At 53.1% G+C, this 24,776-nt stretch carries 22 protein-coding genes; 8 read left to right on the top strand and 14 right to left on the bottom strand.

Annotation, left to right across the window (positions count from 1 at the left end; translation table 11 throughout):
* Position 1 precedes the first annotated feature (1 nt).
* Both O1721_RS08455 and O1721_RS08450 read right to left on the bottom strand, forming a co-directional pair.
* Positions 2 to 628, bottom strand: a complete 627-nt coding sequence (locus O1721_RS08455) for a helix-turn-helix domain-containing protein (RefSeq protein WP_015571320.1) — start codon at positions 626 to 628, stop codon at positions 2 to 4.
* A gap of 89 nt (positions 629 to 717) precedes the next feature.
* Positions 718 to 3,492, bottom strand: a complete 2,775-nt coding sequence (locus O1721_RS08450; protein WP_015571321.1) for an autotransporter outer membrane beta-barrel domain-containing protein — start codon at positions 3,490 to 3,492, stop codon at positions 718 to 720.
* Between the two features lie 452 nt (positions 3,493 to 3,944).
* Here O1721_RS08450 and hemB point away from each other — a divergent pair, with 452 nt between their 5' ends.
* Both hemB and olsF read left to right on the top strand, forming a co-directional pair.
* Positions 3,945 to 4,919, top strand: coding sequence for a porphobilinogen synthase (gene hemB, locus O1721_RS08445; protein WP_015571323.1), 975 nt, complete (start codon positions 3,945 to 3,947; stop codon positions 4,917 to 4,919).
* Positions 4,920 to 5,047: 128 nt separating this feature from the next.
* Positions 5,048 to 6,748: a bifunctional ornithine lipid synthase OlsF gene (gene olsF, locus O1721_RS08440; RefSeq protein ID WP_017383146.1), complete on the top strand. Its 1,701-nt coding sequence runs from the start codon at positions 5,048 to 5,050 to the stop codon at positions 6,746 to 6,748.
* A 79-nt stretch (positions 6,749 to 6,827) separates the two neighbouring features.
* Here the strand turns inward: olsF and tauD are convergent, their stop codons facing one another.
* The 6 genes from tauD to mmuP form a co-directional block, all read right to left on the bottom strand.
* Positions 6,828 to 7,679 (bottom strand): taurine dioxygenase, encoded by an 852-nt coding sequence (tauD, locus tag O1721_RS08435; RefSeq protein WP_032647379.1) that lies wholly within the window; start codon positions 7,677 to 7,679, stop codon positions 6,828 to 6,830.
* A complete protein-coding gene (gene tauC, locus O1721_RS08430; protein ID WP_017383144.1) occupies positions 7,676 to 8,503 on the bottom strand; it encodes a taurine ABC transporter permease TauC in 828 nt (275 codons plus the stop codon). Before tauC ends, tauD begins: the two co-directional genes overlap by 4 nt.
* Positions 8,500 to 9,267, bottom strand: coding sequence for a taurine ABC transporter ATP-binding subunit (gene tauB, locus O1721_RS08425; protein WP_032647377.1), 768 nt, complete (start codon positions 9,265 to 9,267; stop codon positions 8,500 to 8,502). The genes tauC and tauB overlap by 4 nt, the downstream gene beginning before the upstream one ends.
* Before the next feature lie 10 nt (positions 9,268 to 9,277).
* Positions 9,278 to 10,240 (bottom strand): taurine ABC transporter substrate-binding protein, encoded by a 963-nt coding sequence (gene tauA, locus O1721_RS08420; protein ID WP_032647375.1) that lies wholly within the window; start codon positions 10,238 to 10,240, stop codon positions 9,278 to 9,280.
* A gap of 222 nt (positions 10,241 to 10,462) precedes the next feature.
* The gene (gene mmuM / locus O1721_RS08415; protein ID WP_032647373.1) at positions 10,463 to 11,395 is read right to left on the bottom strand and encodes a homocysteine S-methyltransferase; all 933 of its coding nucleotides are present in this window, start codon (positions 11,393 to 11,395) and stop codon (positions 10,463 to 10,465) included.
* Positions 11,382 to 12,782, bottom strand: coding sequence for an S-methylmethionine permease (gene mmuP, locus O1721_RS08410; protein WP_017383140.1), 1,401 nt, complete (start codon positions 12,780 to 12,782; stop codon positions 11,382 to 11,384). Before mmuP ends, mmuM begins: the two co-directional genes overlap by 14 nt.
* Positions 12,783 to 12,939: 157 nt before the next feature.
* Between mmuP and O1721_RS08405 the strand changes: the two genes are divergently transcribed.
* The 6 genes from O1721_RS08405 (at position 12,940) to O1721_RS08380 (ending at position 20,055) form a co-directional block, all read left to right on the top strand.
* Complete coding sequence (locus O1721_RS08405; protein ID WP_017383139.1) at positions 12,940 to 14,049, top strand: AI-2E family transporter; 1,110 nt, start codon at positions 12,940 to 12,942, stop codon at positions 14,047 to 14,049.
* 114 nt (positions 14,050 to 14,163) lie between these two features.
* A complete protein-coding gene (locus O1721_RS08400) occupies positions 14,164 to 15,948 on the top strand; it encodes a diguanylate cyclase (RefSeq protein ID WP_032647370.1) in 1,785 nt (594 codons plus the stop codon).
* Positions 15,949 to 16,331: 383 nt separating this feature from the next.
* A complete protein-coding gene (locus O1721_RS08395) occupies positions 16,332 to 16,826 on the top strand; it encodes a putative pterin-binding protein (RefSeq protein ID WP_023295996.1) in 495 nt (164 codons plus the stop codon).
* 17 nt (positions 16,827 to 16,843) lie between these two features.
* The gene (locus tag O1721_RS08390) at positions 16,844 to 18,781 is read left to right on the top strand and encodes a putative bifunctional diguanylate cyclase/phosphodiesterase (protein WP_032647366.1); all 1,938 of its coding nucleotides are present in this window, start codon (positions 16,844 to 16,846) and stop codon (positions 18,779 to 18,781) included.
* 259 nt (positions 18,782 to 19,040) lie between these two features.
* A complete protein-coding gene (locus O1721_RS08385; RefSeq protein ID WP_003863178.1) occupies positions 19,041 to 19,298 on the top strand; it encodes a YjhX family toxin in 258 nt (85 codons plus the stop codon).
* A gap of 10 nt (positions 19,299 to 19,308) precedes the next feature.
* On the top strand, positions 19,309 to 20,055 hold the full coding sequence (locus O1721_RS08380; protein ID WP_032647364.1) for an SAM-dependent methyltransferase: 747 nt from the start codon (positions 19,309 to 19,311) through the stop codon (positions 20,053 to 20,055).
* A 349-nt stretch (positions 20,056 to 20,404) separates the two neighbouring features.
* Here O1721_RS08380 and O1721_RS08375 read toward each other — a convergent pair whose 3' ends face one another.
* The 6 genes from O1721_RS08375 to O1721_RS08350 all read right to left on the bottom strand — a co-directional run bounded on the left by O1721_RS08375 (position 20,405) and on the right by O1721_RS08350 (position 24,512).
* On the bottom strand, positions 20,405 to 20,773 hold the full coding sequence (locus tag O1721_RS08375) for a TA system toxin CbtA family protein (protein WP_023303149.1): 369 nt from the start codon (positions 20,771 to 20,773) through the stop codon (positions 20,405 to 20,407).
* A 20-nt stretch (positions 20,774 to 20,793) separates the two neighbouring features.
* On the bottom strand, positions 20,794 to 21,120 hold the full coding sequence (locus O1721_RS08370; RefSeq protein ID WP_023303148.1) for a type IV toxin-antitoxin system YeeU family antitoxin: 327 nt from the start codon (positions 21,118 to 21,120) through the stop codon (positions 20,794 to 20,796).
* Between the two features lie 12 nt (positions 21,121 to 21,132).
* A complete protein-coding gene (gene radC, locus O1721_RS08365; protein WP_023303147.1) occupies positions 21,133 to 21,603 on the bottom strand; it encodes a RadC family protein in 471 nt (156 codons plus the stop codon).
* A gap of 65 nt (positions 21,604 to 21,668) precedes the next feature.
* Positions 21,669 to 22,490, bottom strand: a complete 822-nt coding sequence (locus tag O1721_RS08360) for a DUF932 domain-containing protein (RefSeq protein ID WP_023303146.1) — start codon at positions 22,488 to 22,490, stop codon at positions 21,669 to 21,671.
* A 689-nt stretch (positions 22,491 to 23,179) separates the two neighbouring features.
* Positions 23,180 to 24,019 carry a hypothetical protein gene (locus O1721_RS08355; RefSeq protein WP_023303145.1) on the bottom strand — a complete coding sequence of 280 codons (840 nt, stop codon included), beginning with the start codon at positions 24,017 to 24,019 and terminating at the stop codon, positions 23,180 to 23,182.
* A gap of 58 nt (positions 24,020 to 24,077) precedes the next feature.
* Positions 24,078 to 24,512 carry a hypothetical protein gene (locus O1721_RS08350; RefSeq protein ID WP_023303144.1) on the bottom strand — a complete coding sequence of 145 codons (435 nt, stop codon included), beginning with the start codon at positions 24,510 to 24,512 and terminating at the stop codon, positions 24,078 to 24,080.
* Positions 24,513 to 24,776: the final 264 nt, after the last annotated feature.

Below are 24,776 nucleotides of genomic sequence, written 5' to 3'. Positions count from 1 at the left end.
CTCAATAGTCCGTGGGCAAACGGTTGATACTGATCAGTTTGCCCCGGCTCATATTGATGTAGTTCCCCTGTCGCAGCGCCGCCAGAACCTCAGCAACGACCGAACGAGAAATACGAGTGCTACGCTGAATATGATTCATAACACCAATTTTTGAACGTAGCGTGTCATCCCACTCGGCCATATTGATCAGCATCGCCCGGATTTGGCTATAGGAATTATTTCCGACCAATTGCATGTCACGTTTTCCCAATAAATGGTTAAGCCATGACAGCCAGCAGAAAGCCTCTTGCCAAAGTTGCGCGTCCTGAATAAGCTGGTACGCGTCAGATGCCGGTAAATAAAATCCGGTACAAGGCGTCTGTGCCATCAAAGAATATTCAAGATAGTTTTCATTTATCCATGCGCTTAAACCGTGGATATACGGTGCCCGCGCAATACCCATAAGTAATTCGTCTGATTTACGGTGGACGGCCGTCAGGCCGGATTGTATGACAACGGTCAATGGTTCATCATCATTATTGCCGGTAGTTATTAATTGTTGTGGTTCGATCTTAAATGGGGTACCGGCGACTTCCAGACACTTTATGAGCCGGCTTAATTCAGAAAGTGGCTTCGCATTAACGTTCATGCATACCTCAAGTCATCTGTATATGTCGGTTCTTTATAATTTTTAAAACACATAAAAAAGCGGGGGAAAAATCCCCCGCGCTTTCTATATTACCAGGTGTATTTAACACCCAGGTTTGCTCCCCAGTTCTGGTCAACGTCGCCGCCGCCCAGATAAGTCGCATCAGTGTAAGCACTGAAGTTTTTCGTGAAGCTGAACTGAGTGCCCAGTCCCACGCGAACCGCAGAGCCTTCCACGCCGTTATCAATGCTGTCATTGTTGATATCAGCATTGTTGTCGGCATCGTCATACACGTAAGCCAGTTTGAAGTAAGGCGTTAATGCCTGCTCGCCGCCGTAGTTGAAGGTATAACCTGCATCCACGCCGAGTTCATAACGCATACTGTCGTAAGACTGACCATCGATACGCATGTCGTTGCTTAGCTGGTAGTCATCACCGGACTGGAACAGGCCAGAGATCGCCGCGTAAGGCGTGACGTAGCCAGACAGGTTTGGTTTCCAGTCATAGCCCAGTTTCATCCCGAAACCAACGGCGTCAGTCGTGGTATTACCGTCAACATACTGACCGTTGCTCATGGTAGCAGAGAGGTCGTTGTTGAAGCGGGTGTAGCTCAGGGAGCTGTCGAGGAAGATGTCGTTCATGAACTTCGCCGACGCGTAGATCATCGCAGTCTGGCTGTCCTGATCGACCTGACCAGTACGATCGCTGATATCACCCTTCGCGAAACCAGCCGCACCACCGACAATCCACTTCGCGTTATTACCGTCGATCTGAGTATCCAGACCTACCATAATGCCGCTTACGTCCTGATCGTAGCTAACGGTGCCATTATCCGCGTCAAAGTTGCCGCCGAAATAGCTCACCCATGCGCCGCCGTTATCTGCCAGGCCATGACGGCTGTTGGTCAGACGGGTACCCACGGTATCCTGTTGCAGATTCCAGATGTTGGTATTAGCAGAAGGAATGCTCAGCGCCATATTGGCGTAATCAGTCAGCTCTTCCTGCTGGAGAACAACGGTGTCACCCTTCTGCTGCGCCTGATAGGTGTATGCACCTAAATCAGCTTTGTTTGCCGCAGTAAAGCTGGCAGCGGTATCCGCGTTATTGTCATAGACGCGAACGATCTCTTTGTTTTCGTAGTCAGCTACGGAGCCTGCGCCGGTCGCATCGTCGATGCGCACTTTATAGTTACCGGCAACGTCACCGTTCACCGCCAGATGGCCGTCAGAGTTCAGCGCGACAACACCATAGTCGTAGTCCGCTTTAGAGCGATCGTTGGTGATATCGCGTGCGTTGTTCAGGTCGCTGTTCAGCACATAATCACGGCTGGCAACGTTAAGCACACCGCCATCGGTCAGCACCATATTGTGCGTATCAACCTGTCCCAGACCCAGCGCCAGCTCTGCACCGTTGTCCACGGTAATGGTGTTGGCATACAGCTCAGCTGTCTCTTCAGTGAGTGCAGCACGGCTGTAGCTATCCAGATACAGGCTGTCGGTAGCCACACCACCGCTGTCGCCAATATTCAGGCTAGACGCATTGGTCAGGGTGATGGAATCTGCCAGCAGGCCGGAGTTTTCAACATTGACCTGAGACTGGTTGTTCACCGTCAGCGCGTCGATGTTGGAGATCTTACGGGTATCCCACTCGGAACCGTTATCCAGCGCCACGTTGAACAGGCCGCTCTGATAAACTTCTTCACCTGCAACATGACCGTTGCTGTCAAAGGTAGAATCAGGCCAGATGCTGTTTGGAGAAAGCGTGTGCCAGTCTACATCGCTGTAGCCTTCACCATACATCTGCGCCGTGCCGATGGCTTCAACGCTGGACTGCGCGGCGCCAACCCATTTACTGCCGTTGGTCAGCGTGACATCCAGCTTGTCGGTATCATCCCAGCCGTTGGTAGTTGGGTTATAGACGCCGTCATCGGTGGTATCCGTTGCCGGATCGCCATTCTCGTAGAAGTTGTTATCAAAGGTGCTGGAGAAAAGGATATCGCCGGTAATGGTAGAGTGATCGAAGGTAGCGGTGGTCTGCATAGCGTTATCAGACGCGCCGGCCGCAACGATCAGCGCCGCATCATCGGCAGCCGTGGCGTTGGTTTCACCGTAGTCGCTCGGCTTCGCCGTTTGACCGTAGAAGCCACTGGTACCCAGATCGCTGTACGCACCAGAGGTCAGCACAGAATCTTTCACCACCAGCGTATCGGTAAAGATATTGCTGCTGTTAGCAACGCCTTCAACACCGTCGTATGGCGTGTTATCCAGCTCCTGATAACCCTGCGTCAGCGTGATGCCCGCGATATGGGAGTTGTTCTGAATAACGATGTCAGATTCAACGTCCAGCGTGATCGCGTTACCCAGACCATAGGTGTCCAGATAATGCGTTTCAGTGGTTTCACCATTGACGACATCGTAGGCGTAATGCTCGTAGGTATCGTTGATGGTGGAGTTATCAACAGTCAGGCTAAAACGATCATACTGGGTATGAGTGGTACCGTCAGTATCCACGCCATCTGCACACGTCGTGGTCATACACTCTGACGTGATCATACCGTTAATGGTGCTGTTAGAAATACTCAACGCGTTCGCACGGCCATTGACACCATCATCCAGATAGTATGTCGAAATAACTCCGTTTACGGTTGATTTATTGATGACTGGATAAATGTCACCATCATGTGTGGCATCTGAATAATCCCAGTCAGCATAACCATAATACCAGGGCGTGGACGCGGTATTGTCATAGCCAAAAGTATTATATGTTGTGCCGGATATATCTTTCGCATTGGCCTGAGAAGCGATAGCCAGTGTGCAGGCTAATGCAAGTTGTGATACAACCAGTTTCTTTTTCCATGTTTGCATTGGGTCATCCCTCCTCAGGGACGTAAGCAAGTTTGTCCATCAAATCATTTGGCAACATTAAATTGCGGAAGGAATTATGCAGTTTCACTTCGAAAAGGTTCAATGAATGATTCCATTAAGTCCGTATTCAGACAAATAAGCTTGTAAACCCAGAACAATATCAATCATTATGAATAAATATTATAAATTCAACTGATTGCAAACTACTTTAGTTGCTTCGGCACATATAATAAAAAGCAATAAATCATTTATATTTATAATCCCGAACCAATATAGAAACCTCACCAATATTAAACACCACACTGAACACCAGAATAAGTTTTATAATATAGACAAAATACATACAGCGAATATTAGTCGATTTCGAAAATCTAAAAGACAACTTTAGTAAAACACCGCTCCCTGCTTTCAGGTACACTATACCTCTTTGTTCCACAAACATCAGGCATACCATGACCGATTTAATTGCACGTCCCCGTCGCCTGCGCAAGTCTCCCGCACTGCGCGCCATGTTTGAAGAGACAACACTGACCTTAAACGATCTGGTGTTGCCGATTTTTGTTGAAGAAGAGATCGATGACTACAAAGCCATCGACGCGATGCCGGGCGTGATGCGCATTCCTGAAAAGCATCTGGCCCGCGAGATCGAACGCATTGCGAATGCGGGCATCCGCTCGGTAATGACGTTCGGTATCTCCCACCACACTGACGCGACCGGCAGCGATGCCTGGAAAGAAGACGGCCTCGTCGCACGTATGTCGCGCATCTGCAAAGAGAGTGTGCCGGAGATGATCGTCATGTCCGATACCTGCTTCTGCGAATACACCTCTCATGGCCACTGTGGTGTGCTGTGCGATCACGGCGTGGACAACGATGCGACCCTGCTGAATCTGGGCAAGCAGGCGGTAGTTGCCGCCGCTGCGGGTGCGGATTTCATTGCGCCTTCTGCGGCAATGGATGGGCAGGTACAGGCGATCCGCCAGGCGCTGGACGCTGCGGGCTTCACCGACACCGCCATCATGTCCTATTCCACCAAATTTGCCTCCTCTTTCTACGGCCCGTTCCGTGAAGCAGCCGGCACGGCGCTGAAAGGCGATCGTAAAACCTATCAGATGAACCCGCTGAACCGCCGCGAAGCGATTCGTGAGTCTCTGCTGGATGAAGCCCAGGGCGCTGACTGCCTGATGGTGAAACCGGCTGGCGCATACCTGGATATCCTGCGCGACATTCGCGAACGCACCGAACTGCCGCTGGGCGCCTACCAGGTGAGCGGCGAGTACGCGATGATCAAATTCGCCGCGCAGGCGGGTGCCATCGACGAAGAGAAAGTGATCCTCGAAAGCCTGGGGGCGATCAAACGCGCGGGCGCGGATCTGATCTTCAGCTATTTCGCGCTGGATCTGGCTGAGAAGAAAATTCTGCGTTAATCCGCTTTAGCGCCGGGTAATGACTTCGCCTTACCCGGCCTGCTCTCTGCGCTAATCTTCACCAAACTGCAATACAAACGACATCTCCTCCTTCTACTGTCTGGGCAAGACGGCAGGAGGAGTGATCAATGTTTAGTCTCGACAGCGTTCTTGATGACCTTTGGCCTCAGGCGAGGCCCGCACCCTGGCAAAAAAGTCTGTTAAAAAGACTGCTTCACGAAGACGAATTTCAGCAGTTTGCCGCCAGCCACCGTCACCTGAAAGGGCTGGATATGGTGGAGCAGGTACTGGAACACCTTGATATTCACTGCTCCGTTTCCGCCCGCGACCTCGAACAAATCCCCGAACACGGCCCACTCATTGTGATAGCGAACCACCCCACCGGCACCCTGGATGGGCTGGCGCTGCTGTATGCCGTTTCCCGCGTGCGCCGCGACGTCAGGGTTGTTACCAACAGGATGCTGTCCCACCTTGAGCCCCTCAGCTCATTATTTATTCCCGTGGATAATATGGGCGGCAGAACCGCAAAATCCTCGCTGATACAGATGGAGCAGCACCTGCAAAACGCCGGCGTGCTGATCTTCTTTCCGGCGGGCGAAGTTTCCCGCCCAACGCGCAAAGGCATCCGCGATAAAAAATGGCATCCGGGCTTTATCAAGCTGGCCGGCAAACTACGGGTGCCGCTACTCCCGGTACATATCCAGGCGCACAACAGCCTGCTGTTTTATGCCAGTACCCTGGTCTCGCCAACGGTATCCATGCTGCTGCTGATGCAACAGATGTTTCGCCGCCGTCACAGTCAGCTGCCGATCAAAATCGGCCAGCAGATTGCCTGGAATGACCGGTTTAGTTCTACCCTTTCATCGCGTGAGATGGCCGAGCAGTGTCGTCAGCACGTGATACGTCTTGGCAAGGGATTGCCTGGCGTCTTTAAAACCCAGTGCGCCATTGCCCGCCCGGAAGACAGGGCGACGCTCAAGCGCGAACTGGCGCAGGCCGAGTGTCTGGGCAAAACCAGCGATGGTAAGGCCATCTATCTTTGGCAGCGCAACGGGCAGGAAGAGGCGCCTCTGCTGCGCGAGCTGGGGCGGCTGCGCGAGATTGCCTTTCGTGCCGTGGAGGAAGGCAGCGGGAAGCGCCGGGATACCGACAGCTACGATGATGACTATCTGCACCTTATTCTGTGGGATGACGATGACCTGGAGATTGTCGGCGCGTACCGCTTTATGCCAACGGCCATGCAGGTGGAAAAGCGCGGCGTCGAGGGGTTGTACAGCTACAGCCTGTTCCACTACGACGAAAAAATGCAGGACATACTTGAGCACGGTATTGAGCTGGGGCGCAGCTTTATACAGCCGCGCTACTGGGGGCGTCGCGGTCTGGACTATCTGTGGTCAGGCATTGGCGCCTATCTGGCACGCTATCCCCATTACCGTTACCTGTTTGGTCCGGTGTCCATCTCCGGCGGCTTACCGCCTGCCGCACGGGATCTGCTGGTGGCGTTTTATCGTCTCTGGTTTCCGGCCAGCCATCCCTTAGCCGCCTCGCGTCAACCCTACCCGGCCTCACTTCCGGACGTGCTGGCACAGTTTGGCGGAGTGGATTACGTGGATGACCTGACAAAGCTGAAATCCCTGCTCGGCAACCTGGGTTGCGGCATCCCGCCGCTCTACAAACAGTATTCCGAGCTATGCGAACCCGGCGGCGTGCAGTTTATCGATTTCGGCAGCGATCCGGCGTTCAATAACTGTATCGACGGGCTGGTGCTGGTGGATCTGTGTTATCTGAAGGCAAACCGCTATCAGCGGTATATAGAAGCACACCTTTAGCTCAGTTGCCCGGTGGCGCTGCGCTTACCGGGCCTACAATTAAACGTAGGCCGGGTAAGGCAACGCCGCCACCCGGCAATCAAGGCGCACGGTAAAACGGTTTATCCCCCAGGATCGTCGCCCGCTGCATAATCCTTCGCTGCGGCAGGTAATCCGCATTGGCGTAATGCTGCGTGACGCGGTTATCCCAGATCGCCAGATCGTTCTCCTGCCAGCGCCAGCGCACCTGGAACTCCGGTTTGGTGATGTGCGCGAACAGGAAGCCGAGCAGCGCCTCACTCTCTTTTTCCGTCACATCCACGATGCGCGTGGTGAACCCTTCATTCACAAACAGCGCCTGCTTTCCGGTCACCGGATGGGTACGCACCACCGGGTGCAGCAGCGGGGGATGTTTTGCGACCGCATCCAGCCAGCGCTGGTGCTCCTCTTCGCTTTTGCGGTACTTGTACTCCGGGAACGATTTTTTGAAGTCATGCTCCGCCCGCAGGCCGCTCAGCAGAGTCTGGAGCGGCGCGGAGAGCGCCTCAAACGCGGCAATCCCGCTGGCCCACAGCGTATCCCCACCCGTCTCCGGCAGCTGTTTTGCTGCCAGAATCGCCCCGGCTGGCGGTGTGTCGATAAAGGTAACGTCCGTGTGCCAGTTGTCATTATCGGGCGGGTTATCGTTATGGGTGTCCAGCACGATAATTTCCTCCACCCCTTCCGCATGCGGGTAGACCGGGTGGATATGCAGGTCGCCAAAACGCAGGGCCAGCGCGCGCTGCTGCTGCGGGGTAATGGCCTGTTCACGCAGGAACACCACCTGATGACGCAGCACCGCGTGGTACAGCTGCTCAAACTGGTTATCGCTCAGCGGACGTGTTACGTCCAGGCCCGACACCTGCGCGCCAATATATGGCCCCAGCGGGGTAATGGTCAGTCGTTCACTCATTGTATTTCTCCATGCCAGGGCGTCAGGCGACGCTGTAGCGCGCGCAGTCCCAGTTCTAATCCAAAGGCAATCGCGGCGATCACCGCGATCCCTGCCAGTACCACGTCAGTCGCCAGGAACTCTCCCGCCGACTGCACCATAAACCCAAGGCCGCGCGTGGCGGCTATCAGCTCTGCCGCCACCAGCGTAGACCAGCCCACCCCAAGGCCGATGCGCAGCCCGGTCAGTATCTCCGGCAGCGCGCCTGGTAAAATGACGAACAGCAGTATCTGCGCGCGGCTGGCGCCGAGCGACTGCGCCGCACGTATGCGTACCTGCTGCGCACTCTTTACGCCAGCCAGGGCCGACATGGCTACCGGCGCAAATATCGCCAGGTATATCAGTAAGATCTTTGACGTCTCGCCGATGCCAAACCAGATCACCATCAGGGGCAAATAAGCCAGCGGCGGGACGGGACGGTAAAGCTCTATCAGCGGGTCGAGAATGCCGCGTACCGTCGGGCTCAGTCCCATCGCGATCCCCACCGGAACGCCAATAATGACCGCCGCCAGCAGCGCCACCAGAATACGCATCAGACTGGCGCCTAAATGCTGCCAGAGCGTGGCATCCATAAAGCCCTGCGGCCCGGCGATAGTAATTAGTTTTTCCAGAACCTGGCCTGGCGGGGGCAGAAACAGCGGGCTGACCCACTGCTGCGCGGCAACCGCCCACCATACCGCCAGCAGCACCACCAGCGTGCTGAGGCTTAAGGTGAGCTGGCGAGAGAACGGCCAGCGTAAGGCAAGGCGCGTCCGCCGCGTTTTTTCACTGAAAACAATGCTCATGAGAACGCCTCCCGTTGCTCAAACACGCGGCTTAAGACGTATTCACGCTGTTCAATAAACAGCGGATCGGATTTGATGCTGCGTACCGGCTCTCCCGCCACATAGCGGCGGGCAAACTCAAGCGGCAGGCGCTCCAGCACGCGTCCCGGCCCCGGTGAGAGCAGCACCAGCTCCGTCGCCATAAACACGGCCTCTTCGATATCGTGGGTGATTAACAGCACCTGCTTGCCGGTTTCGTGCCACAGGCGCAGCAGCAGGGTTTGAATCTGCTCGCGGGTGAAGGCATCCAACGCCCCGAAAGGTTCGTCCAGCAACAGCAGCTGTGGGTTAGCCGCCAGCGCACGGGCGATCCCGACGCGCTGACGCTGCCCGCCTGAAAGCTGCCAGATAAAGCGTTTTTCAGCTCCCTCCAGCCCGACCTTTTTCAGCATATCGCGCGCCGTATTCAGGCGCTGTTCACGCGCTACACCTGCCAGTTGCAGACCAAACGCAACGTTTTCCTGAACGTTTCGCCACGGGAGTAATCCTTCATTCTGAAAGACCACGCCGCGCTCTGCGCCCGGCCCCGTTACCCGTTTTCCTTCCAGCTGGATCGTGCCGTGCTGATACGGTACAAACCCGGCGATCAGGTTCAGCAGCGTCGTTTTCCCGCAGCCGGACGGCCCCAGCACCACCAGCAGTTCACCGCTGTCCAGCGTCAGGTTGATCTCTTCCAGGGCGGGTTTGCCGCCGTAATCGGCAGACAGGTTTGTAATGTTCAGCATTGCAGCCCCCTTATTTCACAAAGCGATCGGTCACGAACTGGCTGTAATCCGCCGCCACCGCAGGCACCTTGCCCTGCTCTTTCAGGAACGTCGCAGTGTCGACAATCGCTTTGCTCACCGGCCCGTTCAGCTGCTGGATCTGCTGCGCAGGCGTCAGATAGGTGTTGCCTTTTACCAGCCCCGGCACGTCAGCTTCCGGCACGCCGCTCAGACGTGAGAGTTTCTCCAGGTTGGCGGGCTGTTTCAGCCATTCATCCGGGTTGCTGATGTATGGCTGCTGTGCGTCGATGGCGCTTTTGGCGAAGGCTTTCACCACTTCAGGGTGTTTCTCGGCAAAGTCCTTCCGTACGACCCAGACGTCAAGGGTTGGCGCGCCCCACTGCCCCACTTTTTCGGAGTCGGTCAGCACGGTGCCCTCTTTTTCCAGCTCGTTGACGGCGGGCGCCCAGACGTATGCTCCGTCGATGTCGCCACGCTGCCAGGCGGCAATAATCGCCGGAGGTTGCAGGTTAATGATCTGCACCTGGCCCGGCTTAATGCCCCAGTGTTTCAGCGCTGCCAGCAGGCTGTAATGCGTGGTGGAGATAAACGGCACCGCGATGCGTTTGCCGATCAAATCTTCGGGTTTCGTGATGCTTTTCTTCACCACCAGCGCTTCGGAATTTCCGAGCTGCGACGCCAGCAGGAAGACTTCAATCGGCACCTGCTGGCTGGCGGCCACCGCCAGCGGGCTGGAGCCCAGGTTGCCAATCTGCACGTCGCCCGAGGCTAACGCCCGCACAATCGCCGCGCCGCTGTCGAACTTGCGCCAGTCGACGTTCGCCCCGCTCGCTTTGGCAAAGGTGTTGTCCGCCTGCGCAACTTTCGCCGGCTCAGCGGAAGTCTGATACGCGACGGTGACGTCCACCGCCTGCGCCTGAAATGCCCACAGCGCCAGTGCGCCGAGAAGTGTGATTCGCGATGAAATTGCCATAGTGCCTGCTCCCCTTGTTGTTATAAGGGCAGTATTTCCGGCGCGAGAAATTTGATAAAGGAATAAAAAAGAATCGCTAATGACGATTCGTTTTTAGAAAAAAAGCGGGAAAGGATAGTGAATTTTGTGCGGTTGTTTCTCCGGGTGGCGCTGCGCTTACCCGGCCTACGGTTCGTGCAATTTGTAGGCCGGGTAAGGCGCAGCCGCCACCCGGCAAAGACCTCAGCGCTGAACCGTCAGCGCAGCAATATCCTGCGGCGTGGTGCGACAGCAGCCGCCAATCAGCTTCGCACCGGCATCCAGCCACTGCGGTAAATACCCCGCCAGCGTCTCGCAGGCTTCACCGTGGTGATGCCAGGTTTTGCTCACCGCATCATAATGCTCGCCGGAATTCGGATAGACCACCAGCGGCAGCGACGTCAGGCTGTGCAGATGCGTCAGCGCCGCGGTGGTGTTTTCCAGCGCGATACAGTTGATCCCCAGCGCGACAACCTGCGAGTAGTTTTCCAGCGCAGAAACGACATCCCGCAGCGGCGTCCCGTCACTCAGGTGCTCGCTGTCACGCAGGGTAAATGAGAACCATGCCCGGGCGCGAGGATACGCCGTCAGCATCGCCGCCAGCGCCTTAATCTCCGGGAAAGAAGGCAGCGTTTCACAGGCCAGCAGATCCGCGCCCGCATCCAGCAGCGCCTCCACGCGGGGACGGTGGAATGCGGTGAACTCTTCAGCGCGACGCACATAATCGCCGCGATATTCAGATCCATCGGCAAGGTACGCGCCGTACGGCCCTACCGACCCCGCCACCAGCAGCGTGCCCGCCTGCGCGTTCTCTGCCAGGTACGCTTCCCGCGCTTTGCGTGCCAGCTCTACGCTTTTGCCAATCAACGCCCGGGATTGCGCCTCGTCGAGCCCGCGTGCGGCAAAGCCCGCAGGCGTGGCCTGATAGCTGGCGGTGATCGCCACCTGTGCCCCCGCGCGGTAATAGTCGAGGTGCACGTCCCGGATCAGCTCCGGGTTTTCCATCAGCACTTTGGCCGACCAGAGGCTGTCGGCAAGGTTACAACCGCGCGCTTCCAGCTCCGTTGCCATCGCCCCATCCAGCACGACAAACGGCTGGTTTTCAAGGAGGGCGGTAAGCGGATTATTCTGCGACATGTTCAGGCTCCTGCGTGGTCAGGTTTCGGGTCAGGTAGTACGCACCATAACACAGGGCGACAAACGGAAGCCCGCAATAAAGGGCAATACGCTGGCTGGGGTCAAACCACAGGCCGACGCAGGCCACCAGACAGAGGATAAAGCCAAGCACGGGCACCAGCGGATACCATGGCGCGCGATACTGCAACGCCGAAAGCGGCTGCCCGGACTGCACGTGACGGCGACGAAACACAAAGTGTGACGCGCAGATGCTGATCCACACCGCCACCACCGCAAAACCGGAAATGGCTGACAGGGCCACAAACACCGTATCCGGCGCGACCACGCTGGAGAACAGCGCCAGCACGCCGCCCAGCATGGAAACGGAGAGCGCCGTCAGCGGCACGCCGTTTTTGTTGACGCGGGCAAAGCAGCGCGGCAGCGTTTTCTCGTTAGACAGAGACCACAGCATACGACCAGAGGCGTACAGGCCCGAGTTCGCCGCCGAGAGGATCGCCGTCAGGATCACGAAGTTAAAGATATCCGCCGCATACGGAATGCCGACCTTTTCAAACACCAGCACGAACGGGCTTTTCTCCACGCCAGCCTGCTGCATCGGGATCAGCGCCGCCAGCACAAACACGGTGCCAATAAAGAAGATGATGAGCCGGGCGATGGTGGTGCGAATAGCAACCGGAATAACCTTGTGTGGGTTTTCCGTTTCTCCTGCCGCGATGCCGATAAGCTCCGTTCCGGAGAAGGCAAAGTTGACCGCCACCATGGTCATCAGGATCGGCAGACCGCCGTGCGGGAACCAGCCTTCGGCAGTAATGTTGCTTAAGCCCGGCGCCGGTGAACCGTCCTGCATCGGGATAAAACCGAAGATCGCCGCCCCGCCGAGAATAATGAAGGCGATGATGGTGATGACTTTCACCAGCGAGAACCAGAATTCCCCTTCGGCGAAGAAGCGCGTGGAAATGACGTTAAGAGCAAAAATCACCACGCAAAAGACGACGCACCACGTCCAGACGGGAACCTGCGGGAACCAGTACTGCATACAGAACCCGGCTGCGGTAAAGCTCGATCCCAGCGCCACTGTCCACGTAAGCCAGTAGAGCCACGCCACGGTATACCCTGTCGCCGGGCCGAGATAACGAGCGGCGTAGACGTGGAACGCGCCGGTTTCCGGCATCGCTACGGAAAGCTCGCCCAGACACTGCATAACCAGCCAGACCACCAGCGCACCAATAAGATACGCCAGCAGCGTGCCCGCCGCGCCGGTTGTCGAAATGATGTATCCGGTATTGAAGAATAAACCTGTGCCGATAACGCCCCCCAGCGAGAGCATAATCAGGTGACGGGTTTTCATGGTGCGCTTAAGCTGCCCGTTTTGTTGTTCTGTTTGCATATTACCTTCTAAACGTATGGACATCTAAACATCCAAAGAAGGGTGTTATACCGCGATTGTTAACAAAAAGCCACCCGGCACGACTTCGGCGCAATTATTGGTAAATCTTTAAATCAGTTCTATAGTCGACACAGTTTCTTCTTCACCAGGACTCACTATGCGATTTAACGGACTGACCAAAGGTTTCTTTATTCTCATCCTGGCCCTTGTTACCTGGGCTTTCTTTGACGTGCTGTCTCCCTATTTCTCGGCGATTCTGTGGGCCGCGATCCTGACCATCATTTTCAACCCGGTGAAAAACAAACTGCGTACCGCGCTGGGCGATCGCAACGGGCTGGCTTCCCTCCTTACACTCGGCATTATCTGCCTGATCGTGTTTATTCCGTTGATGGTGATCCTTTCCTCGCTCGCGGTGGAACTGAACATGGTTTACACCAAGCTGCAACAGAACAACACGCAGTTCCCGGAAGTCATCGCCGGTATCTTCAATCGCCTGCCGGACTGGGCCAGCGGCTTCCTGGCGGATCACAACCTGACCAACGCCGCGCAGATTCAGAAAAAGCTTTCCGATGTCGCGTTACAGGGTGGACAGTATCTGGCGGGAAGCGCGTTCCTGATTGGTAAAGGGACGTTCGGCTTTGCTATTAGCTTCGGCATTATGCTGTACCTGCTGTTTTTCCTGCTCAAAGACGGGCCCTATCTGGTGCGCCAGATCCTCGACTCGCTGCCGCTGTCTGACTTCGCCAAACAGCACCTGTTCGCTAAGTTTGTCGGCGTCTCGCGAGCCACGGTAAAAGGTACGGCGGTCGTGGCAGTGGTTCAGGGTACGCTTGGCGGTATCGCCTTTGCCATCGTCGGTATTGACGGTAGCGTACTGTGGGGAGCGCTGATGGCGTTCCTCTCCCTGGTGCCCGCCGTCGGCTCGGCTATCGTCTGGGTTCCCGCCGCGATCTTTCTGTTTGCCACTCACCAGCTGTGGCAGGGTCTGTTCATTGTGGGCTTTTTTGTCATTATCGTCGGGCTGGTGGACAACCTTTTACGTCCGCTGCTGGTGGGCAAAGACACCAAAATGCCGGACTACCTGATACTGATCACCACGCTCGGCGGTATGGAGCTGTACGGCATTAATGGTTTTGTGATTGGGCCGCTGATTGCCGCCCTGTTTATCGCCTGCTGGAACCTCTTCTCCGGCCGCGACCACGCAGGCAACGCCGAGGAGCTGGACGCAGACTTTATCGAAGAGGGAAAAAACCCTCCGGATCTCTAACGAAACGCGTTTTGTCAGGCGGCCCTGTGCCGCCTTTTTTTTCGCGATAAATCAGGGGTTTTCTATAATCTGAAATGAACGCTCTTCCACATTTGTCGTAGAAGGATCCAACAGGTGCGAATCGCCACGATCACAAACTGGGCCTATGGTGTCACGGTGTGCCTGACCATTGCCTCCGGTATCGTCATGCTGATGGCTTCCCATGCCGACAACGTAGAGCGTCAGGCTGTTAAGCAACGACAAATTTTTGACCAGCTTACGGAAGAGATTGAAGCAGAAACCTGGATGCTCTCCGATTTAGCGCGCCTTTACGCCATCAAAAAAGAGCCCGATGTGCTGAAAGCGTACCAGGCGAAAGAAGGTGAACTGAAGAATATTGAACACAAAGTGGGACAGTTAAAAGATACGGGCGCAACGGGCGAAGAGCTGGCGCTGCTGTATGAAGGGCTGAAGATTGTTGATGGCCTACAGGATGAACAGCAGGCAGCAATTGCCAGCGTCGCCCGGGGTGAGGAACAACAGGCCATTGCGTTACTCTTCGGCAAAATCTACGAACTTGAAACGGAACGCGCCCAGAGCAAGATTGACCATTTTCGTATGCTGCTGGATAAGCGCATTATTGCCGATGTCCAGGCAGCGACCAACACGTCGAAAACGCTGCGTACCGCCTCAGAGGTGATGGTCGGCCTGACCGCCCTGCTCTTCTTATTCGTGATGGGCTTTATTCTCAAGCACCGCGTGCTGCGCCCGGTAGTGCGCCTCAGCGATGTGGTTCACCGCCTGGCCTCACAGGATTACGGCGTCGAAACGCCCAATTTCAACCAGGTCGATGAGATAGGCGATATGGCGCAGGCCATTCGCATTTTCCGCGAGAACGGGCTGGCAAGGCAGCGGCTTGAAAAAGAACGCGACGCAGACTGGGCCATCCGCGAGCTGCTCGCGCGAATGACCCAGCGCTTGCAGGGGTGCGAGAACGTCAGCGACGTGATTGAGGTGGCAGAGCTGTTTGCTCCCAACATTGCGCCGGGTATCGCCGGACGTCTGTATATCCTGGAGCGAAACCCGTGGGAGATGCGCTGTGCGGCGGAATGGTTATCTCCACAGGGAGAAAAAAATGCTTTCCACCCCGATCAATGCTGGGCCATACGCCGTGGTCAGAGCCATCCACCGGTCAACGGCGAGCCGGATATCGGTTGCCAGCATCTGCCTGAATCACAAAAAGACAGTTCACTGTGCGTGCCGCTCATTGCGCAGGGGGAAGCCATTGGTTTGCTGTCGTTTCAGAACATCACGCCTGAAACGGCACCGTCCCGCGCATATCTCGAATTAATGGCGGAAGCCCTGGGTCTGGCGCTGGCCAACCAGCGTCTGCGCGATGCCCTGCTGGAAAAAGCGCTATTCGACCCGCTCACCGGCTTGCGTAACCGCCACCACCTGGAAGATACCCTGCGCACTCAGATAGCTCAGGCAATGCGCAATGATGAGCCGATGAGCTGCATGATGATCGACATCGATCACTTTAAAAGCATTAACGATCGCTTCGGCCATGAGGCTGGCGATCATGTGATTAAGAGCGTGGCGACAATCGTTCAGCGTGCCGTGCACGATGCCGGCCTGGCCTTCCGCTTTGGTGGCGAAGAGTTTCTGGTGCTGCTAACGGGTGCGGATGAGGAAGCGGCTCACGCCTGCGCAACTGAGATTTATAACGGCGTTCATACGCTGTCGCTGCGCTATGGGCTTGCTGAGATTGGCCCGGTGGATGTGTCGATCGGGATCGCCAGTTACCCGCAGCACGCCCAAAGCGACGACCTGCTGCGCGCGGCAGATGTGGCGCTTTACCGGGCGAAAGAGTTGGGGCGCTCGCGGATCGTCAGTTTCAGTATGCTGGAGACGGGTTAACCGAAACTCAGTGCAAATGACGTCAGAGGTACTCGCACTCTCTTATTCCCTCACATTGAGGGTGCGTTATCATTCTTTGTACAAATAAATCAATCTTAACGATGCCACCATTGATAAAAAATGGGGGTGCGTAAATATATCAATAAATCAAAGCGATCATTTTTTAAACCCGGGTGGCTAATTACACTGAGTTTTTATGTTTTAAAAAACGTAAGCTCCAGCCAGAGGTCTGCAATCACGGGGCAAACAACGATTATCCATTTGATTTTAATACATTTAATGAAGTATCGTTTGCAAAAAGCCGTGGCGTTCAACAAAATAGACAAACTTATAGGATAAATAACTTATAATTCTTATACTTCTGTTAAAAAGAGGAGGCCAATATGCGAATAATCCTAATGCTGTGCTGCTTTTTGGTACAAAGTTTAAGCTGGGCTGGCGAACTGCCAAAGCCTGTGGGCAAACCCATTTTAACCATTACCGGTAATATAGAAAATACGAACGAAAATGGAAAAGCCGTTTTTGATATTGCCAGCCTGGAAAAACTGGGGATGGTGAGTTTTCAGACGACCTCTCCCTGGTATAATGGCCGCACGAAGTTTGAGGGTATCCCGATGCGCAAACTGATGGAGTATGTGGGTGCAAAGGGTTCTGTCCTGAATGTGATTGCACTCAATGATTACACTACCGTTATCCCTCTCAGCGACTTCCAGAAATACAACGCCATCCTGGCTTTAAAGGTCAATGGCGAATATATGCGCATCCGCGATAAAGGTCCGTCATTCATCGTCTACCCCTATGACAGTCTTCCTGAACTCAATAATCAGATTTATTACTCGCGATCGGCATGGCAGGTCAGCAAAATGAAGATTGAATAGTAGTTCAGGAGAACATAATGAACAGGATACTGGTTGGTATCATTTTTTCTCTTTTTATCACTACGGGATATATAGCCTTTCTTGTCTACGACCGTCAGCAGGAGTTGCAAAAATTGACTCACTACACTGAGTCCTGGTCTGTAGCCCAACTGGTATCTGAATATTACCGATTTGAATCATGGATTGGACTGTACGCAACCGAGACTGATGACGTTACGGTAGACCAGGTTCGCATGCGTCTGGAAATCATGCTGAGCCAGAATGATTTATTGAAAGAGGGCGGCCTGGGTCGTTATATAAACAGCGCGAAAGCGCATCAGGCGCTCGCCTTACGCCTGGAAAATATACTGAACTATCTGGATGGTCATCTTGAGAAAATGAGCCGTTCAGAGTTAAAGCTCTATCTGAAAAATATGCATTCACTGGATGCCCCGCTAAGCCAGCTTTCATCAACGGCTTTAACAAAAGATGTTAATACAATCAATGAAACTAACCTAAAAATACAGGTTCTGTATTATATTTATTCAGCACTTTCGCTGTTACTGGTTATTTTAAGCTTCATACTGGGCTTTTTGATTATCTATCAAAATAAAAACATCCTCAAAGCACATACACAGGTTAAAACGCTGGCTGAAGAACTTCAGCTGTCCAAAGAAACCCTGCAAATCCAGAATACAAAACTGGAATACGATGTTTATCATGACTCCCTTACCGGCATGAAAAACCGTCTTTTCTTCTGGGATGATCTCAATAAACTTAATCTACAGGCTGAGGAAAAACATATTTCGGTCACGGTGATGTTATTCGATTTAGACCGGTTCAAAGAAGTGAATGATACCTACGGTCATGATGCTGGCGATTTACTGTTACGTGAGGTATCCACGCGCCTTAATGCTTTGAGCCGCTTTTCAGAGACATTTTATCGTTTGGGCGGCGACGAATTTGCGTTTCTCTCCAGTGGCTTAACCGAAGCCGCAGCTGTTTCACGCGCGCGAGAAATCAGTGATACCATCAGTAAGCCCTATACAATTAATAATCAACTCATCAAAATAGCCACCTGTGTGGGTATTGTTTTATCGGATAACGAACGACGTTCAGATTACCTTTATAAATTTGCCGATCTGGCGCTCTATGAAGCCAAGAAAGAAGGTTCTCAGCAGATCAAAGTTTTCCGCCAGCGAATGCTACAGAAGTTGCAGGAGAGCAGAACCCTTGAAAATGATATGGCAAGAGCAATAGAGAATGATGAGTTTGTTGTTTATTACCAGCCTATTGTGAATTCCGTCAGCAAGGAAATTTACGGCTATGAAGCGCTTATTCGCTGGATGCATCCTGTAAAGGGGATGCTCTCCCCGGACAGCTTTATTTTCGCCGCTGAAAAAACAGGCATGATCAACGAGATAGGTAAAACCGTACTTAAACTGGCCTGTAGGGAAGCGGTATCCTGGGCTGTTCCGGCCAGGATCTCCGTCAACGTCTCGCCTGTTCAATTGGGCAGCAAATCATTTATTAATACGGTGCAGTCCGTTCTGGCTGAGACCGGGCTACCGGCTAACCGTCTTGAGTTAGAGGTCACAGAGTCATCCCTCTTCAGTGACAGAAATAACCCCATTACGATCCTCAAAAAACTCCGCGCACTGGGCGTAAGAATCTCCATTGATGATTTTGGCACGGGTTATTCCTCGCTCTCCAGACTCAGCGAACTGAATTTTGATAAAATCAAGATCGATAAATCTTTTGTCAATCCGATATCTACGCAGGAAGATGCGCTTAATATTGTGAAGCTGATTACCGGTATGGCTAAAAGCCTTAATATGGGCGTCATAGCTGAGGGCGTTGAGACCGAAGAGCAGCTTGAGCGGCTTCAGGCTCTGGGTTGCGAGCTTGTGCAGGGATATCTTTTCAGCAAACCACAGCCTCAGGTCGACAGCAAAATTAAGAGCGGCCAGGAATGATCCCCTCTCCTCAGCCCGATACCAACCGGGATCACATTTTTCGCCCCTGGGTATTCACTGACAATAAACAGGTGTTATCATTCACCCCGTAAATACCTATCAACTCAAACCGAGGCTTTGATGCTGGAGAATGTAATCATCCGATAATCAGCTTCCCGACCTTTCCAGGCCGGACTGATTATCAATGCGCCGAAATCGTATGCGGACACCGCTGTGTGTTTGCACGTTTTGCACATGATGATTAAACAGGTTTTCCAGTATGAATTTATCCCGTCAGGAACAACGTACCTTACACGTTCTCGCCAAAGGTGGCCGTATTGTGCACGTCCGCGATACCTCTGGCCGCGTCACCGCCGTTGAATGCTATAGCCGCGAAGGGCTACTGCTGGCTGACTGCACCCTCGCCGTTTTCAAAAAGCTCAAAACCAAAAAGCTGATCAAATCCGTTAACGGTCAGCCCTACCGCATTAACACCACCGGGCTGAACAATGTTCGCGCTCAGCCTGATAATCGTTAAGGAGAGGATGATGGATATCCCACGTATTTTTACTGTTAGCGAAAGCGAACACCGCATTCATAACCCCTTTACACCAGAGAAGTACGCGACGCTGGGCCGCGTGTTACGCATGAAGCCAGGCACACGCATTCTCGATCTCGGCAGCGGCTCGGGAGAGATGCTTTGTACCTGGGCACGTGATTACGGTATTACCGGTACCGGCATCGACATGAGCCCGCTCTTCACCGCGCAGGCCACGCGGCGCGCAGAGGAACTCGGCGTCAGCGAACGCGTCCATTTCGTTCATAACGACGCGGCCGGCTACGTCGCGAATGAAAAATGTGACGTGGCGGCCTGCGTTGGCGCAACCTGGATTGCGGGTGGCGTAGCCGGGACGATGGATCTGCTGGCAAAAAGCCTCAAGCCCGGGGGAATAATGCTCATCGGCGAACCGTACTGGCGTCAGGTACCTGCGACGGCTGAGACAGCCCAGGCCTGCGGCGTCTCGTCGATCGCAGACTTTCTCACTCTGCCCGGTCTGGTTGCGTCTTTCGATCAACAGGGCTATGGCCTGGTTGAAATGGTGCTGGCAGACCAGGAAGGCTGGGACAGGTACGAAGCCGCAAAATGGATGACCATGCGGCGCTGGCTGGAGGAAAACCCAGACGATGACTTCGCGCAGGAGGTTCGGGCGGAGCTGACGATAGCGCCTGAACGTCATGTGACGTACACGCGGGAGTACTTTGGCTGGGGGGTGTTTGCGTTAATGGCGCGATAACATGGCGCTGGCGGTATAGCCTTTAGGGTTATGCCGCCGTTCAACTTCTTTGAGGTACAAAACGATGACGCGAAAATGTGCAGCCAATGGCAATATTTGCTGCCATGGTCTGAGAATGAGATTTACTGGAATGCAGGGTAACTATTTGATTTAGATGGGATAATAGGAACATAACACAACCCATCCAACCATTGATAAATATACATATTTTCTTGTTTCATCTTTATAAATGCCCCCTTTTGTGCCCCCACCTTGTTTTTCATGCGACTCGATGAGGTTTTCATTGAGTCGCCAATCTCACCAGTTTCTTCACAAACCGTGCAAATCTTCTCGGCTCTTGAAGACCCCCTCACTGCCGCGAATGACTAAGAACAATATTACTTACTTCCCGATAAGAGCAACTTTTCATTAATCCACATGCTCTTCTGGCATGAAGGATATCTGTCACGGTCAAATATGGTACTTGTCCCTGTGAGCTAAATCCTCTGCGATCAATGCGAACCAGTTCGTACTTATCTACCAGGAAGTTGACTGCATCGGCCAGGATAATCCCAGCATCAATATGTTCCTTAATTACAGTTTCATCACTGAACGGCGTGTCGTTCAGTGTCAGACCATAGTGCTGTTCAAGCAGACGAGTAAGTAACATTTGCCAGACTGCAACGGGCGACAGGCAGGGCTTCGCCGCCCGCGAAATTGTAGCAGGTAGATTTTTCATGTTTGCTCTCGTGAAATTTGTTAGCGTTGAGTGGGATAAATGGCGATGTATACGTAGCCGCAACTACCAAGGGTATCGGCTTCGCAGGTGAAACCGTTGTGGTACAGAGTGACACAGTGGGCATGGCGAGAATTCATTTCACCAGTGGTCAGCATCGATTCCATCTGACGGATAAAATGCGGAAATACGATATCCAACTTCAGGCATTCGGCGTCACTGAACTTACCGGTGATACTAGCCCGGTCAGCCAGATAGTGCAGCCGGTTGCCTTCCTGAACTAATCTGACTCCAAGCCGTGGAACAATATCGCTTTTTATCCCCCATTCATGGGCTGGTATTAATGACATGAAAACCTTCCTTTAAAGCAAACTAAGTTCAGCAAAAGACACCACCTCGTTTCCGATTACAAGATGATCCAGCACGCGCACTTCCACCAGTGCCAGCGCTTTCATAATCCTCTGAGTAATATGTTTATCCTGCTGGCTGATTTCTGTCGTACCAGACGGGTGGTTGTGAGCCAGAATGACCGCAGCAGCGTTATGTCTCAGGGCTGATTTAACCACTTCGCGGGGATGCACTTCGGTATGGCTGAGCGTGCCGGTAAACAGTGTTTCTCGTCCCAGCAGGCAGTGTTGATTATCGAGATACATCACGATGAAGACTTCCCTCTCCAGGTGCGCCATCTGCAGTTGCAGCCAGGTTTTTGTGAGGCTGGTGGAGGTAAATGACTCACTCGGTTGACGCAGGTATTTCTCAACCAGTCGTAATGCCCTTCGCATTACGCGCTGCTCGTTTACCGGAAACACCGGCGATAAATTGGATACAGACATAATGGTTCCTTAAAACAAAAGGCCCCGCTGGTTTTTTAGCGGGGCCTGAAGAATGATAAAAAGTTTCATGACGCGAGATGCAACATATTCTCGGCCATCACCCACAGAGCACGATTGAGCTTCACATCTCCGTCGATACCGTTTACCGAACGGGTATGAGCACGCTTACCGCTGATCGTGCGCCCCGAAAGACCACCTTTAATCAGGTTTTCCTGAATACGCTGGTAAGTGGTCCACAGGTCGTTGCTCTCGTCCTGCCAGCGACGTGGCGAAAGTATCTGCGATTCCGTCACCGGTTGATGCTCTTCACCAAAGCGATAGGTTAATGCTGCTTTCGCCATTGCCTGCTGTGCGGGTGGCGGCAACAAAAGCGACTGCATGGCATCGCGTTTCTCTTCTACGCGGTCAAATATCCCCAGTACTTCGTAGGCTCCTTCAATGACTTTCTCGACTACGTTGCCTTTGTGCGGCACCCGCACCTCACCGAAACTCTCCCCGCATACCAGCCCGTTCTGGCATACGGCACGAAATAACCCCGGCAGCATCTGGTAAGAGCTGGAACCATCATGGCTGTTCAACAGGATAATTTCTGGCACCTGTTTGCCGGTAATTTGTCCTTCCCGGCGCAGACGAAGCATGTGTTTCGTGTGCTCTCGTTTACTTTCATCCCGGACGCGGGTCTGGCAGGCAAAGAACGGACGAAACCCTTCACGTTGAAGGTTATTCAGCAAAGTAATAGTGGGAATGTAGGTGTAGCGTTCGCTCCGGGATTCATGCTTTTCTTCGCTGAAGACGCTTGGCACATAATGGGCCAGTTCGTCGCGGGTTAATGGGCGGTCACGACGTACAAGGTTGACTGCACCAAAGCGGCTGGCTAAACGTGTCATAGTTAATTCCTTTAAAAATGGGCATAAAAAAGCCACTCCACTGGAGTGGCTTCGGATGGAAGATAAATTATTCAGGGAGAAGCTGGTGGCTGGTCTTGCTGTGGCGACAGTTCACTGTCAGGTAATGTCGGCGGAGTTAGCTTGTCGATCTGGTAATGTTGTAATCGCTGCAGAATAAAGGGTTTACTGTACTGGAAGTATCGAAGACACCATTCGTACTTCACGACTCGCCTTATGATCAGAGGCAAGCGTTCATACGCTTTGCTGCACACCGATAAAACAAAGGCATCATCATTAATTCTGTCCTCTGCTATTGCAGCCAGCCCTTTGATAAAGGAGCGCTTCAGCTTTTGTCGAGAATTAGCTTTCAGGTGAACGTCGGAAGGCGATAGTACGTGTGATCCAGGAGCTTGCACACAAACCGTGTTGCCAGATAGGGGCTTTTTCAGGCAAGAGTGGCGAGTTTTTTTATGAGCCTTATCAGGCTAAGGGTCATCAGGCTGGCTCCCAATGTTTGGCATACGACCGACTTACTCCTTAGCAGAGTGAGTCCTGCAACGCTAAAAACAACGGGCCAGGTCAGATCCAGTGATTGTGTATCTATATCGTCAGGGAATTTCGGGTATTTCATAGGACTGTCCATAATACGTCCGGTATCGCGGGTAGCGTATACCGGACCGGGTAAATAATTAGGGGAGATCGACGGAAGCTATTTCCTCAGAAGCGTTTGTGGGACCACTGTAAACGCCGACGTATTCATTTAGAGGGAAGATAATTACTGCATTATTCTTCGGATCAAAAGTGCAACCATTTAATCCTGCAATTGCAGCAGTTTTCCCTGAGTTTTTATTTTTCACAATCAGTTTATTGTCTGCACAGTTGCTGGCTTTAACAAAACTCACTACATAACCGTCCTGCTCAGCGACGGTTTCAGTCGTCGTTAGTTTTGGCTCAGGGCTACGTCCTGTCTGCCCACTTACGCGCTCGCGGCTGTAAGGAACATATTGAACAGCGTCGTTACGCATGGTTGGCGGGTCGTTGTTCATGCTCAGGTAAACAGGGCAGTCAGCAGCGCCCACTGCACAGCTCTTACTGAAAATAGTACGAGACGGCCAGCCTTTAGTGCCAATGTAGGCTGCACCAGTTTCATCCAGGCAGTAAGTTTCCTCCCATGCATAGTCTTTATTTTGGCCCGGCATGGTGCGGGTGGTAATAAGGCAGGTCAGAGCTTTCACTGGCTTACCGTCGTAGCGGATAAAGTTTTGCTCCAGCGGTGCACCCGGGTACAGCAGGGGCGATATGTTTGCAGCCGCAGCCTTATTTTGCGCATCAACCGAAGCACTGGCCTTTCCGCTATGTTTTACGTTCACGGCCTCGTTGTTCATGTCCCGCAGCATTTCGCCGCCTTTTTCTGTCAGAAAGAAGGTATAGCGCTCAGGATGAATGTTCCCCTGAATAGTGATAGCAGAGCTGAATGCCGGGAGCGAAAGGGTGCAGACTAAAACCAGGCGTGAAATGAATGTCGCCATAAAAGATATCCTTACTGATGATTAACAATGTGGGAGCATGAGTTACTGGAAGGGGTGATTAATGGCTGATGCAGTCTTCCCAGTTGAGGTCCGACAGAGCGTCCCTGAGCCCTGCGGTTTTGAACGGGTGAGATACGGGTTTATTCATCCGGGTGATTTCAATTTGCCCATGGTTGCCTGTGTTTTTGAGCGCTATAAAAGCCGCCTCATCTAGCGGGTAATGAACAGCGTTGATATTGATTCCCATGGATTCTTGTCCATTATCTGGTATATCCATTGGCTCCTTATCAGACCCGCTGTAGCTCACTATCAAATTGCTGTCCCGGCAGGTGATCGTCATACGTTCTCCGGCGCTATTGTCGGCGTTAAGTTCAAACTCCATCGCATTGACAGTGCCAAACCAGTTGCCCCATTGCTGCTCCTGGCCCATGGCGTGCACAACACAGCTAAACAATGTTGCACCGAAAAGAAGTACAGATGTGATCTTCAACATAGAAATTCCTTACTATTGTTTTACAAACGAAAAATGGCCTTTTGTAGTACAAAGGGCCATTCGATCGTATGCATTTTGTCCGGGGCGGGATAATCGTTATTACTGATCAGTTACCAGGAATTGATCGTTATTATCTATGAAAATAACGATCAATAATTCACTATCGATAGGTAGTGACTATCATTATTTGAAGTATCGATCGGTGTTGCAGATCAATGCGGTGAGACACTCCAGAATCTGTCCGGAATGATCTCACCGTGGTAA

It is taken from the genome of Enterobacter cloacae complex sp. HYC033_NIDB, assembly GCF_056673335.1.
Note: the sequence above shows the minus strand (reverse complement) of the source record. Positions and strands in the feature narration are given on the sequence as shown.